Genomic DNA, 16,305 nt, shown 5'->3' on the forward strand with positions numbered 1-16,305 from the left:
GCCTACGACACCTCGTGGTGGATGCGGCCGGCGGTCGTCGTCAGCCGCGCGCCGCCGCCGCCCCAGCGCCCCGCGATGATCTCCGCGGCGATGCTGACGGCGGTCTCCTCCGGGGTGCGGGCGCCGAGGTCCAGGCCGATCGGCGAGGACAGCCGGCCCAGCTCCTCCTCCGTCATCCCCGCCTCTCTGAGCCGGGCGAGCCGGTCGTCGTGCGTACGGCGGGATCCCATCGCACCCACGTAGGCGAGGTCCTCACGCAGCGCCACCTGCAGCACCGGCACGTCGAACTTCGGGTCGTGGGTCAGCACGCACACCACGGTGCGCGGGTCGACGCGGCCGGCGTCCAGCTCCGCCCGCAGGTACCGGTGCGGCCAGTCGACGACGACCTCGTCGGCGCCGGGGAACCGCTTCGACGTGGCGAACACGGGCCGCGCGTCGCAGACCGTGACGTGGTAGCCGAGGAAGTCCCCGATGCGGGCCACCGACGCCGCGAAGTCGATCGCACCGAAGACGATCATCCGGGCGGGCGGCGCGTAGGAGGCGACGAACAGCGTGAGCCCCTCGCCGCGCCGCTCGCCGTCCAGGCCGTAGTGCAGCGTGTCGGTCCGCCCGGCGGCCAGCAGCCCCCTGGCGTCGTCGGCGGCGGCCGCGTCGAGCCGTTCGGACCCCAACGACCCGGACGTGGACGCGGGCCAGACCACGAGCCGCCGTCCGACGCGGTCGTCGGGGCCCTCCACCACCGACACGACGGCGACCGGCTCGCGGGCGGTGATCGCCGCGGCGACCCGGTCCAGCTCGGGGAACGTGTCCCGCGACACCGGCTCGACCAGCAGCTCGATGATCCCGCCGCAGGTCAGGCCCACGGCGAACGCGTCGTCGTCGCTCACACCGTACCGCTGCACGACCGGCGAACCGGAGTCGACGACCTCGCGGGACAGCTCGTAGACGGCACCCTCCACGCAGCCGCCGGAGACGCTGCCGACCGCGTCGCCCTCGGGGCCGACGAGCATCGTGGCGCCGGCGGGGCGCGGTGAGCTGCGCCAGGTGCGCACGACGGTGGCCATGCCGACGGTACGGCCGGACTCCCACCAGCCGAGCAGCTCGCTGAGAACCTCACGCACGGCGGACCTCCTCAAGGACGGCGTGTAGCGCCGCCACCGTATGCCCCGCCACGAGCGCGTCGACATGCGGGAGCACCGCGGCGAGGCCGCCGGCGGTCGGGGCGAAGCCGGGACGCCCCGCGTGCGGGCTCACCCAGACGGTCCGGGCGGCGAGGCGGCGCAGGTGGGCGACGGCGGCGCCGAGCCGGGCCGGCTCCGCGGACTCCCACCCGTCGCTGAAGACGACGACCGCGGCGCGGCGGGCGGCACCCCGGTGGCCGTCGCCCCGGACGAACGCGGCGACCCCGTCGGCGAGCCGGGTCCCGCCGCGCCAGTCGGGGATGAGCCGCCCGGCCTCTCGCAGTGCCACCTCCGGGTCCCGGGTCCGCAGCGCCGGGCTGAGGCGGGTGAGCCGGGTGCCGAGCGTGTACGTCTCCGTCCACCGTGGACGGTGCCGGGTGAAGGCGTGCGCGAGGCGTAGGAGGGCGTCCGCGTACGGCGACATCGACCCCGACACGTCGATCAGCAGCACGAGCCGGCGGGGTCGCGGCGCCCGCCGCTGGTGCAGCAGCGGCCTCGGCTCGCCGCCGGCCCGCAGCATCGCCCGGACGCTGCGGCGGCGGTCGACGCGCCCGTGGCCCGCCGGCCGGTGCCGCCGCCCGGCGCGGGTGATGTCGGCGAGCGCCACCTGGGCGAGCAGCGCGAGGGCCTCGGCGCGTTCGGCGGGCGACAGGGTGGCGAGGTCGCGGTGGCGCAGCACCTCGGTGTCGGCGGCCCGCACGGACAGCACCGGGTCCTGCCCGCCGGCCTGCGCCGACGGCGGCATCGTGGCCCGGAACAGGGACCGCTCCGGCAGCCGCCGCACCTGCCACGACGGGCCACGCGCCGGCGACGCCCCGGTCAGCAACGCCGCGTCGTAGCGGGCGATGTCGTCGGGCGACCCGCACAGGGTGAGCCGGCCGGCCCAGTACGCGTGGGCGACCCCGGCGGCGTCGAGGGCCTCGCCGAAGGCGGCGAGGCGGTCGGGCGTCACCGGCAGCCCCGCCGCCCGCAGCTTCGCCGCCACCTCAACGAGCACCGACGGTCCCCGCTGCCAGCTCGATGTCCTCGCGGACCTTGAGCACCACGCCGAGGGTGGCGTCGGCGAGCCCGGCGGTCAGCGTGTCCGCTGCGAGGGCGCGCAGCGCAGCGGCCCAGTCGATCGCCTCGGCGACGCCCGGCGGCTTGACCAGGTCGAGGGTCCGCAGGTGGGCGGTGGCTGCGGCGACCTGCGCGGCGAGCCGCTCGTCGAGGCCCGGCAGGCGCCGCCGCAGGATCGCGGTCTCCCGCTCCGGCGTGGGGTGGCCGACCCAGTGGTACAGGCAGCGGCGCTTCAACGCGTCGTGCACCTCGCGGGTCCGGTTGCTGGTGACGACCACGACCGGCGGCACCTCGGCGGTGATCGTGCCGAGCTCCGGCACGGTCACGGCGGCGTCGGCGAGCACCTCGAGCAGGTACGCCTCGAACTCGTCGTCGGCCCGGTCGACCTCGTCGACGAGCAGCACGCACGGTGCCCGCTCGATCGCCCGCAGCAGCGGCCGGGCGAGCAGGAACCGGCGGTGGTACAGGTCCGCCTCGAGCTCCTCCACCGACAGTGCGCCGCGCGCCGCCGTCCCCGTGCTTTCCAGCGCCCGCAGGTGCAGGACCTGGCGGGCGAAGTCCCAGTCGTACAGCGCGTGCGAGGCGTCCAGGCCCTCGTAGCACTGCAGGCGGATCAGCTCGACACCCGCGGTCTCGGCGAGCGCCGCCGCGAACGCGGTCTTGCCGACGCCGGCGTCGCCCTCCAGGAAGATCGGCCGGTGCAGGCGCAGCGCGAGGAAGCCCGCCATCGCGAGGCCCTCGTCGGCGAGGTAGCCCGCGTCGGCCAGGCCGGCCGCCAGCGCGGCCGGAGACTCGAAGTCCGGCACCGCTCCACTATGCGCGTGGATTCTCCCGGCGGCTACTGCCGCACCAGGTCGCTCCGGTTCCGGTTGCGGCAGGTGTACGGGCAGCGCCCGCCGCTCCGGCTCCGGTTGCGGCAGGTGTACGGGCATTGCCTGCCGCTCCCGGCCGCCGCCCGGCTCGTCCGGCGGCTACTGCTCCGGCGGGACGTCGAGGTCGGTGTCGTCGGCGATGTCCTCGCACGGCACGGCCTGGACCTGGTCGGCGTGGGCGATCAGGTAGGCGCGCGCGCCGACGTCGGCGGTCGCGAGGGTGCTCACACCGGCCCAGTGGTCCCGGCCGAGGATCACGGGATGGCCGCGTTTCCCCTGGTACGACGCGGTCACCAGCGCCTTCGACCCGCCGGCCGCGGCGAGCAGCCTGGCCACCGCGTCGGGCCCGATGCCGGGCGTGTCGACCAGCAGCACCGCGACCGCGACCGCGTCGGCCTCCGTCTCGGCCTCGGCGACCGCCGCCAGCCCCACCCGCAGCGACGAGCCCATGCCGCTCTTCCAGGCCGGGTTGTCCACCAGCCGCGCGTCACCGAGCTGCGCCTCGTCGCGGACCCGCGCCGACTCGGCGCCCAGGACCACCACGATCCGCGTGCAGCCGCCCTCACGGAGGGTCGCCACGGCGCGCTCGACCAGCAAACGGCCGTCGTCGTGGCGCACGAGAGCCTTGGGTCCGCCATACCGGCGGCCGCCACCTGCGGCGAGAACCAGTCCGACGATCGTGCTCAGCGGGGACTCCTCAGTGCTCCTGGGTGCTCCTCGGTGCAGCCTAATACCGCCGGTACGCTCCTTGCTCATGGCCCTGCACGATCACTGCTCGTATTGCGGCGTCGCCTATGCGTCGAACGCGCCGTGGCCCCGCGTCTGCGCCTCCTGCGGCGAGACGACCTGGCGAAACCCGCTGCCCGTCGCGGTCACGCTCCTGCCGGTCGAGACCGACGAGGGTCGCGGCCTGGTCCTCGTCCGCCGCGACATCGAGCCGAAGCGCGGGGAGCTGGCCCTGCCGGGCGGCTTCATCGAGTTCGGCGAGACCTGGCAGGAGGGCATGGTCCGCGAGCTGCGCGAGGAGACCACGCTGCTGGCCGACCCCGCCGACGTCCGCCTCTTCGACGTCCAGAGCACCCCCGGCGGCAACCTCATCGTCTTCGGCGTGCTCCCCCCGCGCCCCCTGTCCGCGATCCCCGCCTCCGTGGCGACCGAGGAGTCCCTCGGCTTCGAGATCGGCGTCGGCCCCCAGCAGCTGTGCTTCCCCACGCACACCGACGCCATGGCCCGCTACCTCGCCTCCGCCGACTGGTAACCCGCCGCCGCTGTGGCTACTTGGCGTCGGAGTAGCGGTCGACGACGGCGACGTCGAGTGGGAAGCGGACCTGGGTGTCGCCGAAGAGCAGGCGGCGGGCCTCGTCGCCGGCGGTGTGGACGGCCGTCACCACCGCCGGTGCCTCATCGGCGGGGCAGTGCACGATGAACTCGTCGTGCTGGAAGAAGACCAGCTCGGCGGCCAGGCCGGCGAGGTGCGTGCGGAGCCTGGCGAGCACGACCAGGGCCCACTCCGCGGCGGTGCCCTGGATGACGAAGTTGCGCGTGAACCTGCCGCGCGCCCGGCCCCTCGCCCCGCCGCGGGCGTCGACCTCCAGGCCGGGCTCGTCGAAGCCCTCCCGCCAGCTGACCGACGACGGCGGGCAGGTGCGGCCGAGCCAGGTGCGGACCAGCCCGCCGGCCTCGCCGGTGCGGGCGGCCTCCTCCACGAGGTCCCAGGCGGTCGGGTAGAAGCGGCGCAGGGCGGCGAGGGCGGGTGCGGCCATGCCGCCGGTCTGCCCGTACATGGCGCCGAGGAGCGCGACCTTCGCCTTCGCGCGGTCGCCGTCGAAGGCCTCGGCGGCGAGCGCGGCGTAGAGGTCGCCGGCCGCGCCGGCCCGGGCGAGCCGGTGGTCGGCGGAGACGGCGGCGAGGATGCGCGGCTCGAGCTGGCCGGCGTCGGCGACGACGAAGGTCCAGCCCGGGTCGGCGATGACGGCCTTGCGCACGACCTTGGGGATCTGCAGGGCGCCGCCGCCGCGGGTGGCCCAGCGGCCCGAGACGACGCCGCCGGGGATGTACTCGGCGCGGAACCGGCCGCCACTGACCCACTGGTCGAGCCAGGACCAGCCGTGCGCGACCCACAGCCGATACAGCTCCTTGTATTCCAGCAGGATCGGCACGGCGGGGTGGTCGACGTGCTGGAGCTCCCAGCGGCGCGTGTTGCGCAGCGTGATGCCCTGGCGGGCGAAGGCGCGCAGGACCTCGGCGGGCGAGTCGGGGTGGACCCGGGCGCCGAAGGCCTCGTTGAGCCGGGCGTTGAGCGCGACGAGGCGGGCCGGTGGCGCCCCCTCGATCGGTGAGGGCGGGCCGAGCAGCTCGCGGAGCAGGGCGTCGTGCACGTCGGCGCGCCACGGCAGGCCGGCGGCGCCCATCTCGGCGGCGACGAGGGCGGCGGCGGACTCGGCGGCGACGAGGGTGCGCATGGCGCCGCCGCCGGGGGCCATGGACGGCGCCGCCGCCGCGCGGGTGCGCTGGGAGGAGAAGACACCGAGCACCGCATCGAGCGGCAGCTCGGAGTCCGCCGCGATGTCGAAGAGCGAGTCCTGTGCCTCGCCCGGTGGCAGGGCGGCGCGGGAGGGCGGGTCGGGCGGCACGGGGGCGCCGGTGAGCCGGGCGTGGGCGGCGGCGAGGGAGCGGGGCTGGCCCCAGTGGCCCTCGGCGCCGAGCAGGAGGGCCTCGGCGAGCTCCAGGTCGTGGCAGCGCTCGACGCGGACGCCGGCGGCGAGCAGGCGCGGATAGAGCTCGGCGGTCGACGGCCACAGCCAGCGGGGCCGGTCGCGGGCCTCGATCGCGGCGACCGCGGTGGCGAGGTCGTCGACGCGGCGCTCGGAGCCGCTCGGGGTGCCGTCGTCGGCCAGCGGTCTGATCAGACCACCGGCACCTGAGGGCATCACCGCGACGAGCACGACCGCATTACATCGCACACCCCCGACAGTTTTCGAGAAACCGCCGGGGGTGCGCGTGCCTTTGGTGGGTTACTTCACTGCGCCGGCGGTGAGGCCGGCCTGGATCTGCCGCTGGAAGACCATGTACATCGCGATCATCGGAAGGATCGAGATCGTCAGGGCGGCGAACAGACCCGACCAGTCGGCCTCATAGCCCGCGGCGGTGGAGATGTCCTGGATGCCCTGGGTGAGCACCCACTTGTCCTCCGCGCCGGCCATCAGCACCAGGGGCAGCAGGAACTGGCCCCACTGACCGATGAGGTTGAAGATCGTGAGGCTGATCAGGCCCGGCTTGGCCATGGGCAGCATGACCGAGAAGAACAGCCTGGTGTGCGAGGCGCCGTCGATCGTCGCCGCCTCGGCCACCGAGTTCGGCAGCGACCGGAAGAACGAGGTCAGGAAGAAGATCGTGAACGGCAGCGAGTACGCGATGTACACGATGATCAGGCCGGTGTACGTGTTGAGCAGGCCGAGCTGCTTGACCTGGAAGAACAGCGGCACGACGGCGAGGAACGGCGGGAACGCGATGCCGGCCACGAACAGGAAGTAGATGATCCGGTTGCCGAAGAACCTGTAGCGCGCCAGTACATAAGCGGCCATCGAGCTCAGCAGCATCGTGCCGAACGTCGCGAGCGTGACGACCAGGACGCTGTTGAGCACGTACTGGCCGACGTGGGCCTTGTTCCAGGCCCGGCTCCAGTTCTCCCAGCGCAGGTGGTCCGGGAGGGTCCACGGTGCGCTGAAGATCTCCGTCGTGTTCTTGAACGACGCCAGGAACACCCAGGCCAGCGGGATGATGATCATCAGTGCCCAGATGGCGAGGAACACGTGGCCGAAGGCGCCGGCCACATTGGGCTTGCTGCGCGGGCGCTCGCTCTTCGGTACCACGCGGGCACCGTGCCCGCCGCTGCGCTGACCCGGCGCGTCGCGGCCGATGGTTGTGGTCATGTCTCGGCCTCTCAGTACTCGTAGGACTCACGACGGGTGAGCCGCAGCGTGAACGCGGCGAACACCAGCGACAGCACGCACAGCGCGACACCGTAGGTGGCAGCGTCGCCGTAGCGGTTCTGCTGCATGTTGTTGTAGATCTCCAGGCCGAGCACGGTGGTCGCGCCGTCGGGCCCACCGTTGTCCTGGGCGAGCACCGACACGATGGCGAACGCGTCGAAGGCGAGGATTCCGAGGTACACCCAAGCGGTCTGGATCGTGTCCCAGAGCAGCGGCAGCGTGACGCGGAAGAACAGCGACACCTTGGACGCGCCGTCGAGCTCGGCGGCCTCGTAGATCTCGGCCGGGATGTTGGCCATACCGGCGGAGAAGAGCACCACGTAGAAGCCGACCGCCTGCCAGACGAGCACCGCGATGAGCGCGGGCAGCGCCAGGTTCTTCTCGATCAGGAAGCCGATCGGCTTCTCGAGCCCGGCCTTCAACAACACACCGTTGATCAGGCCGGACTCGTTGGGCCGGTACACGGTCGCGAAGAGCACGCCGATGACCGGCACGGCGAGGACCTGGGGGAGGAAGAACACCACCCGGTAGAAGCCCGACCCCCAGACCCCCGACGTCTTGCCACCCCTGCCTTTGCCTCCCACGTTGAGGAGGAAGGCAAAGAACAGGGCGAATGCGATCGTGGCCAGCGGCAGGAGAACGAGAATGACTGCGTGGTGCTCCAGTGCCTGCCAGAACCGGTCGGCGTGCAGCATCCGATCGTAGTTCTCCAGCCCGACCCATCGCTTCTTGGTGAAGCCGCGCCACTGGTAGAACGACAGATTGATCGTCTGCACGTACGGCCACAGGACGAAGTACGTGTAGAGCGTTACCGGCGCAACCAGGAACCCCAGGATGAAGGGGACTCTCCCATGCCGCATGATCAGGCTCCGATCAGCGCTTGAACTTGGTGATCGACGAGTCCTTCTTGATCTCGTCGGCCTTCTTCTGGATACGCTCGACGAACTGGTCGGCCTTGATGCGACCGAACATCAGCTCGTTGGTGGCGGTACGGGCCTCCTTGTCGAGGTCCTTGTACCAGCCGTCGAAGAACAGGTTGAAGACCTCGGAGCCGGCGGCCTTCAGCGCGTCCTGCGACGACTGGGTGCCCGGGGTGAAGGTCAGGCCGTCGGTGCTGCCCAGGACCACCGTAGGCGCCTTGACGACCTCGGTGAAGCCCTTGCCGCCGGCCTTCGACAGCATCTGGCGCATGTACTCCATGCCGCCCTTGGGGTTCTTGCTCTTCGCCAGGACCATGTAGCCCTCACCGGCGGTCGCGCGCAGCGCCGTCGACTTGAGCTTGTCCGAGCCGGTGATGCTCGGGGTGGTCATCATCTGGTACTTGAAGCCCTCGGGTGTGTCCTTCTTCTGCTCGTTCTCGAGCCAGTCACCCGACGGGTACATCGCCAGCTGGTACTGGTTCTGCTTGAGCTGGACGTCGGTGTGCTTGAGACCCTCGGCACCCTGCAGGTTGTACTTGGCGCCGATCTCGGCCCACGCCTCGGCGGCCTGCTTGACCGCGTCGGTCTTCCAGGCACCGTCCTCGAGGTTGTCGATGTTCTTGAGGACGTCCGCGCCACCGATCTTCGCGGCGCTGGTGAGGATGATGTTCCACTGGTAGTACGCGGCGTTGGCACCGGCGTAGGCGTAGGGGGCGATGCCCTTGGCCTTGATCTTGTCGCACAGCGCGGTGAACTCGGCCCACGTCTTCGGCGCGGCCCAGCCGTTGTCGGCGAAGAGCTTGCCGGAGTACCAGATGCCGAACACGGTCGAGACGTAGTACAGGACGTACGGCTTGCCGTTGAACGAGCCCGTGTCCACCGTGCCGGGGACCAGGGTGTCGCGGACCTTCTTGGTCGGGTCGTCGACCGACGGCGCGTCGAACAGCGCGGTCAGGTCCTGCAGCTGGCCGTCGGCGACGAGCGCGCCGAAGTCCAGCGACTTCTCACCGGAGTTGTTCACGAACTCCGGCGCGTTGCCACCGGCGATGAGGGGCTGCACCAGGGTGGAGATCGCCTGGCTGGACTGGTGCTTGACCTCGGACTTCGGGTGAGCCTTCTTGTACATCGGCTCGTGCACGTCGGTCGCGTACTTGTCGCCGTAGCCACCGTTGAAGATGACGACGTTGATCGGCTGGTCCTCGGGGGCACCCAGCGGGTTGGTCGCGCTGACGGCACCGGTGTTGCTGGTGCCCGGCTCGTCGTCGCTGCCGCTGTCGGCGCACGCGGCGAGGAAGCCCGCCGCGGGCGTGGCGACGAGGCCGGCAACGGCGGCGCGCTGCAGGACAGTCCGCCGCGAGAGCGCGTTCGGCGTCGACGGGGACTCGGGGGTAACGGACATGATCTGTCTCCTCGGTTCGGGTCAGGCGGTGCGCCGGACACGTCCGGCGTACCGCGACTCGAGGGTGTGGTTGTGCTCGTCCCCGCCGGGGACGTTTGCGGACAGGTAGACGGGAGCCACCTCGCCCGCAGCCTCGATGCGTCGCACGACCTCGGCGACCACCAGCTGCGCCATGAGCGCGTTGGTGACCGAAGAGACCGGGCAGACCGCGCCGCCGCTTTCCAGCGACAGCAGTGCGTCACCGTACGGCGCGCCGTTGTCCAGCACGACGTCGGCGATATCGGCGAGTCGCTTGCCCGAGGGGTGCCTGGGGGACACCCGCTCGGTGTGCTCGACCGACGTGATTGCGATCAACTTGTGTCCACGCTGCTTGATCAGCAGCGCCATCTCGACGATCCCCCCGTTGATCCCGGACTGTGAGGCCATCACGAACACGTCCTCGGGACGCGGCGCGGCGATCTCGTACAGCTGGGCGGCGATCCGGGGATCGCGTTCCAGCTTCTCGTCCTCGAGGATCTGCGGGTCCTGGCCGCCGTAGACGACGAGGTCCCGCAGGAGGATCTTGTTCGTCGGCACGAGCCCGCCGGCGCGGCCGGCGAAGTCCACCGCCACCGCCTCGGAGTGCCCGGTGCCGAACGCCTGGAGGAGGCCACCGGCGCGCAGCGCGGTGACGATGTGGTCGGCCGCCTGGCTGACGTTGCCGACCTGGGTGGTGGCGATCCGGTCGATGACCGTCTGGATCGCGGAGACATAGCCATGGGCAGTGACGCTCATGCCGCCGCCTCGCTTCGCTCACCGGCGCCATGAGGCTCAATGGCGGCCTGCAACATGATTCGCTCGCTTCGCTCACTCATGCGGATGCCTCTTTTCCACTGGCCGACCGGTGACCGGCGACCGCCTGCGCGGTGACACTGAAGGCCGCGTGCGCGCGTTCGTGCGTGCGCTGCGCCACCGCGATGTACAGCAGGTCCAGCACCACCAGCTGGGGGTGCCGGGCGGAAAGGGCATCGGGCCGGAAGGTCGTCGCCTGCGTCGCGGTCAGCATGACGATGTCGGCGACCTCGGCGAGCGGCGAGCGCGGGAAGCTGGTCAGCGCGATCGTGGTCGCGCCCCGGCTGCTCGCCTCGGCGATCATCTCGATGGTCTCGCGGGTCTGGCCGCTGTGCGAGACGCCCAGCGCCACGTCGCCGGACTTCAGCAGCGCCGCGCTGGCCAGGCCGTTGTGCACATCGGTCCACGCCCACGCGGCGATGCCGATGCGGTGCAGGCAGAACTGCATCTCGCCACCGACGAGGGCACTGCCGCTGGCGCCGTAGATGTCGACCCGGTCGGCCCGGGCGATGGCCTCCGCGGCGCGCTCGACCTCGGTGAGGTCCAGCAGCGAGGCGGTGTCGTGCATCGCCTGCGTGTCGGCCGCCATGATCTGGCCGAGGACACGCTCGAGGGGGTCGGTCGGCTGGATCTCGCGGCCGATGTCCATCGTCCAGCCGCCGGTACGCGACGCGCGGCCGGTCTCACCGGCGATGGCGAGGCGCAGCTCGGCGTACCCGACGAAGCCCAGTGCCCGGCAGAAGCGGGTCACGGTCGCCGGTGAGGTGCCGCTGCGCTCGGCGAGCTCGACGATCGTCGAGCGGGCCGCGGCGGCGGGGTCGGCGAGGATCAGCTCGGCGACCCGCTGCAGGGCACCGGTGAGCTCGGGCAGCTGCGCCCGGACCTTCGCCAGGACGCTGTCGCCGGTGACGATGGCCGGGAAGCCATCGGCGCCAGAAAATTGGCCGGACAGCGCGCCCGCCGGGATCGACGACACCGGCGAGGCACTGACAGCGGTGTGCACCGCCGTCGTGAGCTCCTCGCGAGATGCCATGTCGTTCCCTTTCAGCAAAGTTCCTTAACTGTTAGTGGTAAAAGTTCTTACTGAGGGGCCCTTCTTGTCAAGGAGTTGGGTGAAGTTTTCAAACTGTTACCTAAGAAGTGGATCTTAAAGACAGCTAAAAGCGCAGCTCAGAGCCGTTCGACACGTGGCGGCACCCCGGCCGCCGAACGCCGGCCGACCCGACCAAGAAGACCAGACGCGACCGGGTGATCGTCAGGGTGAGCCGCAGATATAGCCCGTTTTGTTACAAGCGGGGATGCCGCGGTGATCGGTGGTTTTCATGAAGAAGGGCCGAACAGACCCTTTCGGTTCCGTTCGGCCCTTTGCACCGCTTGTGAGCGCGCTCAGCCGGAAGCGCTCCCATGTGCCGTCAGTACCTTGGTCAAAATTTCCAGCCCTTCACGGGCTTCCTGCTCGCTCAGGTTCAGCGGCGGGCCCATCCGGATCGTCGTGCCGTACAGGCCGCCCTTGCCGACCAGCAGCCCTTCGCGCTTGCACGCCTCGAACACCGCGTTGGTCGTGGCGACGTCGACGAGCTCCACGCCGAGCATCAGCCCCTTGCCGCGGACCTCGACGACGGCCGGCGAGGACACCGCCCGCAGCCCGTCGAGCAGGATGCCGCCGACGCGCGCGGCGTTGGCCTGCAGGTCGTGGTCGAGGATGTAGTCCAGCACCGCGTTGCCGGCGGCGGTGGAGATCGGGTTGCCGCCGAACGTGGAGAACGAGATGCCCTGCACCGACTCCATCACCGCGGCGCTGCCGACCACGCCGGCGAGGGCGAAGCCGTTGCCGATGCCCTTGGCGAAGGTCAGCAGGTCCGGCGTGACGCCGTGCGCCTGGTAGCCCCAGAAGTGCTCGCCGGTGCGCCCCCAGCCGGTCTGCACCTCGTCGGAGACGAGCAGGATGCCGTGCTCGTCGAGGATCTCCTTCCAGACCCGCAGCAGGCCGTCGGGGCCGCTGGTGAAGCCGCCGACGCCCTGGATCGGCTCGGCGATCAGGCACGCCACCGGACCGGCCGTGGTCGTGGCGAGGACCTCGCGCAGGTCTTCGGCTGCGGCCCGTAGGTAGTCCTCGTCGGAGAGGCCCTTCAGCACGCCCCGCAGCCGGTCGCCGGAGTGCAGGTAGCTGACGTTGAACGGGCTGAGCGGCGACGCGGACCAGGCCCGGTTGCCGGTCACGCCGATCGTCGCCGCGGTCCGGCCGTGGTAGCTGTTGCGCACGGCCAGAATCGTGTTGCTCTGCCGCCGGTTGGTGGCCAGCTGCAGGGCGGCCTCGTTGGCCTCGGTGCCGGAGTTGGTGAAGAACACCCGGGCGTCGGGGATGCCCGACAGCCGCGCGATCTTCTCGGCGAGCTCGACCTGCTGGCGGATCAGGTACAGCGTCGACGTGTGCGCGATGCCGGTCCGCAGCTGCCGCTCGACCGCCTCGCGGACCTCCGGCACGTCGTAGCCGAGGGAGTTGGTGAGCACCCCGCCGAAGAAGTCGAGATAGCTCCGACCGTTACTGTCAGTGACTCTTGCGCCCTTACCGGTGACGAGCTCGATCGGCTCGGCGTAGTAGATCGGCATCCACGAGGGCATGACGCCCCGGTGCCGGCGGAGTAGGTCATCCATACCGCACATTCTCGCGCTGGCGTTTTCACGCTGCTTCGATATGCTGTCCGGCGATGTTGACGGCGCCGCGACGGATCCTCACGTTCCTGGTCACCACATGCATGCTGGTGATCGTGTTCGCCGACCCCGCGGCCGCCGAGCCCGGCGAGGACGGTGGCAGCAACCTCACTGTCCGTCAGGCCCTCGACAAGGCGCTCGGCGAGTACAACGACGCCAAGGGCCGCCTGGACAAGTCGACCGCCGACCAGGCGGCGATCGAGGCCGAACTGGGCAAGACCCAGGCCCGCCTCGCCGAGCTGGAGGTGTCGGCCGGGTCGGTCGCCAGCGCCGCGTACCGTGGCCGCCGCGTCAGCCTGTTCAACGTGCTGGTCGGCAGCGACAACCCCGACCAGCTGCTGCACGACATGTCCACGATCGAGTACATGATCTCCCGCGACGACAAGGCCCTGCACGAACTGGCCGAGACCCGCAAGAAGCTGGAGCAGCAGAAGGCGGACATCGCCGCGGCGGTCGCCAACCAGCAGGCCCAGCTGAAGGTCATGGAGGCGAACAAGAAGGCCGCCGAGGACGCGCTGAAGAAGGCGGGCGGCGGCGGAGCGACCACCGGCGCCCCGACGGGCGGCACGGTCACCACCAAGCCGGTCGCGCGCAACTCCGACGGTTCGTATCCGAAGGAGACCTGCAGCCTCAAGGACCCGACGACCGGCAACTGCATCTCCCCGCGGATGCTCAACGCCTACAACGAGGCGAGGCTGGCCGGGTTCACGCACTACACGTCGTGCTACCGCAGCGGTGGCGGCGGCGACCACCCGCTCGGCAAGGCGTGCGACTTCTCCGCCAACAAGAGCACGTTCGTCAACGCCCGGGCGACCGGCGACGACCTCGCCTACGGCAACCGGCTCGCCGCGTGGTGCGTCGCCAACGCGAAGAACCTCGGCGTCAAGTACGTCATCTGGTACAAACGGATCTGGCAGCCCAGCAGCGGCTGGAAATCGTACGGCGGCGACGGCACCCCCGCCGGAGACCACTACAACCACGTACACCTGTCGATGCAGTGAGCTAGTCCCGCTGCGCGTCCAGGGCCAGCAGCGCGACGTGCAGCGACAGGCACGCCTGCACGTCGTCGAGGTCAGCGCCGGTGATCCTGCGGATGCGGGCCAGCCGTTCGTAGAACGCGGGCCGTGACAGGTGGCTGTGCTCCGCCGCCGCCGACTTGTTGCGCCCGCACTCCAGGTACACCCGGAGCACACCCAACAGTTGCTCGCGCGGGTTCCTGGCGTCGTGCGCGAGCAGCGGCCCGAGCTCCCGCTCCACGAACGTCTGCAGCCGCGGCTCGTCGCGCAGCATGTGCAGCAGCCCCGGCAGGCCCACGTCGGCGAGGCGGACGACGTCCCCCGGGCCGGCCACCGGCCGCCGGACCGACACCGCGACCTGGCTCGCCTCCAGCAGCGACCGGCGCGCCTCCCTGGGCGTCGCGACCCCCTCCCCCGCCGCGACCACCACCGCGCCGCCGGCGAGCTCACGCACCCGCACCGCGAGCCGCCGCAGCGCGTCCGGCTCGTCCTCGGCGGCCCGCAACGCCAGCAGCACCCCGACGAGATCGCCGTCGAGCGCCCCGGCGAGCCCGGCCAGCGACGCGTCCCGCAACGCCCGCGCCGCCACCCCGGCGGAGCACCCACGCAGCACCACCCCGACGAGCTGCCGTCGCTCCAGGTGTACGCCCAGCGCCTTCGCCCGCACGATCACGTCCGCCACCGGGGCGGTGTGGCCCACGAGCGCCACGAGCAGCGCCGACTGCGCCTGCCGCTCCAGCGCGTCCTGCTGCTCGTCTCTCTTGGTGAGCCGCGCCAGCGCCAGCGTCGCCGCGGCCCGCTCGATCAGCGTCACGTCACGGTCCCGGGCCACCGGCAGCCGGATCAGCAGCCGCCCCCAGTCCTGCCCGCGCGCCCCGACGACCGTCACGAGCCAGCCCTTGCCGGCGTCGTGCCCGGTGCGCCCCGCCGGCTGCACCGCCCGCGAGTGCGCCTCCCAGTTCGCCAGGAGCAGCTCCGCGGACCCGCCCGCCGCGTCGTAGGCGAGGACCTGCCGCGACAGGTTCTCCAGCACGACGGGAGCCCCCGCGAGCGCCGCGGTCTGCGCCACCACCTCCGCCGGCGCCGCCCCCTCCACCGACAGGTCCGTGAACCGCTGGTGGATCTCGGCGGTCGCCCGCAACTCGGCCAGCTGCGCATCCACGATCATCCCGTGCACCGCCTGCGTGATCAGCACGAACGGCGTCCCCCGGTGCAGCTCGACCAGCGGCAACCCGAGCTCCTCGGCGGTCCGCACCATCACCGCCGGCAGCCGCTGCTCGAACCGCCGCCCCATCTCCACCGCCAGCCCGCACGCCCCGACGTCGGCGATCTCGGCCACGAACCGCCGCAACCCCGCATCATCAGGCGGCAACCCGATCCCGGTGATGAGGATCAGCTCCCCACCCCGCAGCAGCGTCGCGATGTCAGGCACCTCGGAGCTGTGCACCCACCGCACCGCCTGATCCAGCCCACGCTCCCCCGCCACGACCCGCGGCGCACCGTTACGGACCGGGTCGAGCTCGAGCACCTCACGCACGGACGGGAACATCAGCGCGGATGCTACAACTTCCCACCACACCCCCGACCGCTCCCGCCGCCACGCCCTCGCCCACGCCCTCGCCGAGCCGTCGCCCCCATCCCCCGCCCCGGCCCGCCGCGTGCCCTCGTCCGTCCCCCGGCCTCCGTCGCCCCCCCACACGAGCCCCCCTGCCATCGTCAAGCCCTGCCCCCCGCCGGCCCTGCCCGTGCCCGCCGCGCGTTCGTCGAGCCTCCACCCTCGTCGAGTCCGCGGGCCCAAGATCCCCGCGCGAGGCCCACTGCGCCCTCGTCGAGCGCCCGCCCTCATCGCCCCTGCGCGAGTCGTCGAGCCCTGCCCCGTCGAACCCGCCGCGCCTTCGCCGAGCTCTGCCATCATCGAGCCCGCGGACACCGTGACCCCTGCGCGAGCCCCGCTGTGCCCCGTCGAGGCCCCGCCCTGATCGACCCCTGCGCGAGCCACCTACGCCGTCATCGTGCCCGCCGCACCCTCGAACCCGCCACGTACCGTCAGGCCCGTCGCACCCGTCAGGCCCGTCGCACCCGTCAGGCCCGCCGCACCCGTCAGGCTCGCCGCACCCGTCAGGCCCACCGCACCCGTCAGACCCGCCGCGGCCTCATCGAGCCCCGCAAACATCGAGCCCGAGCCCTGCGCGAGCCCGCCACCCCGTCCGCCCGGTCGCCCACAGCCCTGCCCAGCCTCAACGACCGTCACGAGCCAGCCTTTGCCGGCGGCGTGCCCGGTACGCCCCGGCTACCGAAAGCGGGCTTCCCAGTTCGCCAGAAG

The 16,305-nt window shown here is 71.7% G+C and carries 15 protein-coding genes; 2 read left to right on the plus strand and 13 right to left on the minus strand.

Going from position 1 to position 16,305, the window contains the following annotated elements:
- Positions 1-2 precede the first annotated feature (2 nt).
- From AB0I21_RS19285 to AB0I21_RS19300, 4 genes are all read right to left on the minus strand, one after another.
- Positions 3-1,121, minus strand: coding sequence for an XdhC/CoxI family protein (locus AB0I21_RS19285; RefSeq protein ID WP_360562790.1), 1,119 nt, complete (start codon positions 1,119-1,121; stop codon positions 3-5).
- Positions 1,114-2,178 carry a VWA domain-containing protein gene (locus AB0I21_RS19290; RefSeq protein ID WP_360562792.1) on the minus strand — a complete coding sequence of 355 codons (1,065 nt, stop codon included), beginning with the start codon at positions 2,176-2,178 and terminating at the stop codon, positions 1,114-1,116. The genes AB0I21_RS19285 and AB0I21_RS19290 overlap by 8 nt, the downstream gene beginning before the upstream one ends.
- A complete protein-coding gene (locus tag AB0I21_RS19295) occupies positions 2,168-3,046 on the minus strand; it encodes a MoxR family ATPase (protein ID WP_360562794.1) in 879 nt (292 codons plus the stop codon). The genes AB0I21_RS19290 and AB0I21_RS19295 overlap by 11 nt, the downstream gene beginning before the upstream one ends.
- A 165-nt stretch (positions 3,047-3,211) precedes the next feature.
- Positions 3,212-3,868, minus strand: a complete 657-nt coding sequence (locus tag AB0I21_RS19300) for a nucleotidyltransferase family protein (RefSeq protein WP_360562796.1) — start codon at positions 3,866-3,868, stop codon at positions 3,212-3,214.
- Here AB0I21_RS19300 and AB0I21_RS19305 point away from each other — a divergent pair.
- Positions 3,867-4,370: an NUDIX domain-containing protein gene (locus AB0I21_RS19305; RefSeq protein WP_360562798.1), complete on the plus strand. Its 504-nt coding sequence runs from the start codon at positions 3,867-3,869 to the stop codon at positions 4,368-4,370. The two genes, AB0I21_RS19300 and AB0I21_RS19305, sit on opposite strands and share 2 nt — an antisense overlap.
- 16 nt (positions 4,371-4,386) lie before the next feature.
- Here AB0I21_RS19305 and AB0I21_RS19310 read toward each other — a convergent pair whose 3' ends face one another.
- From AB0I21_RS19310 to AB0I21_RS19340, 7 genes are all read right to left on the minus strand, one after another.
- Positions 4,387-6,042: a bifunctional 3'-5' exonuclease/DNA polymerase gene (locus tag AB0I21_RS19310; RefSeq protein ID WP_360562852.1), complete on the minus strand. Its 1,656-nt coding sequence runs from the start codon at positions 6,040-6,042 to the stop codon at positions 4,387-4,389.
- A gap of 84 nt (positions 6,043-6,126) precedes the next feature.
- Complete coding sequence (locus AB0I21_RS19315; protein ID WP_344503240.1) at positions 6,127-6,900, minus strand: carbohydrate ABC transporter permease; 774 nt, start codon at positions 6,898-6,900, stop codon at positions 6,127-6,129.
- A 155-nt stretch (positions 6,901-7,055) separates the two neighbouring features.
- Complete coding sequence (locus AB0I21_RS19320; protein WP_360562800.1) at positions 7,056-7,964, minus strand: sugar ABC transporter permease; 909 nt, start codon at positions 7,962-7,964, stop codon at positions 7,056-7,058.
- Between the two features lie 13 nt (positions 7,965-7,977).
- Complete coding sequence (gene ngcE, locus AB0I21_RS19325; protein WP_360562802.1) at positions 7,978-9,423, minus strand: N-acetylglucosamine/diacetylchitobiose ABC transporter substrate-binding protein; 1,446 nt, start codon at positions 9,421-9,423, stop codon at positions 7,978-7,980.
- 21 nt (positions 9,424-9,444) lie between these two features.
- Positions 9,445-10,197 (minus strand): SIS domain-containing protein, encoded by a 753-nt coding sequence (locus AB0I21_RS19330; RefSeq protein ID WP_360562804.1) that lies wholly within the window; start codon positions 10,195-10,197, stop codon positions 9,445-9,447.
- Between the two features lie 76 nt (positions 10,198-10,273).
- Positions 10,274-11,287, minus strand: coding sequence for a MurR/RpiR family transcriptional regulator (locus AB0I21_RS19335; RefSeq protein WP_360562805.1), 1,014 nt, complete (start codon positions 11,285-11,287; stop codon positions 10,274-10,276).
- 353 nt (positions 11,288-11,640) lie between these two features.
- Positions 11,641-12,909, minus strand: coding sequence for an aspartate aminotransferase family protein (locus AB0I21_RS19340; protein WP_360562807.1), 1,269 nt, complete (start codon positions 12,907-12,909; stop codon positions 11,641-11,643).
- Between the two features lie 53 nt (positions 12,910-12,962).
- Here AB0I21_RS19340 and AB0I21_RS19345 point away from each other — a divergent pair, with 53 nt between their 5' ends.
- Positions 12,963-13,967 (plus strand): hypothetical protein, encoded by a 1,005-nt coding sequence (locus AB0I21_RS19345; RefSeq protein WP_344502899.1) that lies wholly within the window; start codon positions 12,963-12,965, stop codon positions 13,965-13,967.
- Position 13,968: 1 nt separating this feature from the next.
- Here the strand turns inward: AB0I21_RS19345 and AB0I21_RS19350 are convergent, their stop codons facing one another.
- Entirely contained in the window at positions 13,969-15,531 is a 1,563-nt protein-coding gene (locus AB0I21_RS19350) for a PucR family transcriptional regulator (RefSeq protein WP_360562809.1), read from the minus strand.
- Between the two features lie 450 nt (positions 15,532-15,981).
- Complete coding sequence (locus tag AB0I21_RS19355) at positions 15,982-16,233, minus strand: hypothetical protein (RefSeq protein WP_360562811.1); 252 nt, start codon at positions 16,231-16,233, stop codon at positions 15,982-15,984.
- Positions 16,234-16,305 lie beyond the last annotated feature (72 nt).

The organism is Dactylosporangium sp. NPDC050588 (assembly GCF_040654975.1).
GTDB lineage: Bacteria > Actinomycetota > Actinomycetes > Mycobacteriales > Micromonosporaceae > Dactylosporangium > Dactylosporangium maewongense.

Bases quoted from the DNA above. Each gene is read 5' to 3' on its own strand.
- AB0I21_RS19305 (WP_360562798.1), top strand. From the start codon at position 3,867: ATGGCCCTGCACGATCACTGCTCGTATTGCGGCGTCGCCTATGCGTCG.
- AB0I21_RS19300 (WP_360562796.1), bottom strand. From the start codon at position 3,868: ATGAGCAAGGAGCGTACCGGCGGTATTAGGCTGCACCGAGGAGCACCC.
- AB0I21_RS19310 (WP_360562852.1), bottom strand. From the start codon at position 6,042: ATGCCCTCAGGTGCCGGTGGTCTGATCAGACCGCTGGCCGACGACGGC.
- AB0I21_RS19315 (WP_344503240.1), bottom strand. From the start codon at position 6,900: ATGATCATCATCCCGCTGGCCTGGGTGTTCCTGGCGTCGTTCAAGAAC.
- AB0I21_RS19320 (WP_360562800.1), bottom strand. From the start codon at position 7,964: ATGCGGCATGGGAGAGTCCCCTTCATCCTGGGGTTCCTGGTTGCGCCG.
- ngcE (WP_360562802.1), bottom strand. From the start codon at position 9,423: ATGTCCGTTACCCCCGAGTCCCCGTCGACGCCGAACGCGCTCTCGCGG.
- AB0I21_RS19330 (WP_360562804.1), bottom strand. From the start codon at position 10,197: ATGAGCGTCACTGCCCATGGCTATGTCTCCGCGATCCAGACGGTCATC.
- AB0I21_RS19335 (WP_360562805.1), bottom strand. From the start codon at position 11,287: ATGGCATCTCGCGAGGAGCTCACGACGGCGGTGCACACCGCTGTCAGT.
- AB0I21_RS19340 (WP_360562807.1), bottom strand. From the start codon at position 12,909: ATGGATGACCTACTCCGCCGGCACCGGGGCGTCATGCCCTCGTGGATG.
- AB0I21_RS19345 (WP_344502899.1), top strand. From the start codon at position 12,963: ATGTTGACGGCGCCGCGACGGATCCTCACGTTCCTGGTCACCACATGC.
- AB0I21_RS19350 (WP_360562809.1), bottom strand. From the start codon at position 15,531: ATGTTCCCGTCCGTGCGTGAGGTGCTCGAGCTCGACCCGGTCCGTAAC.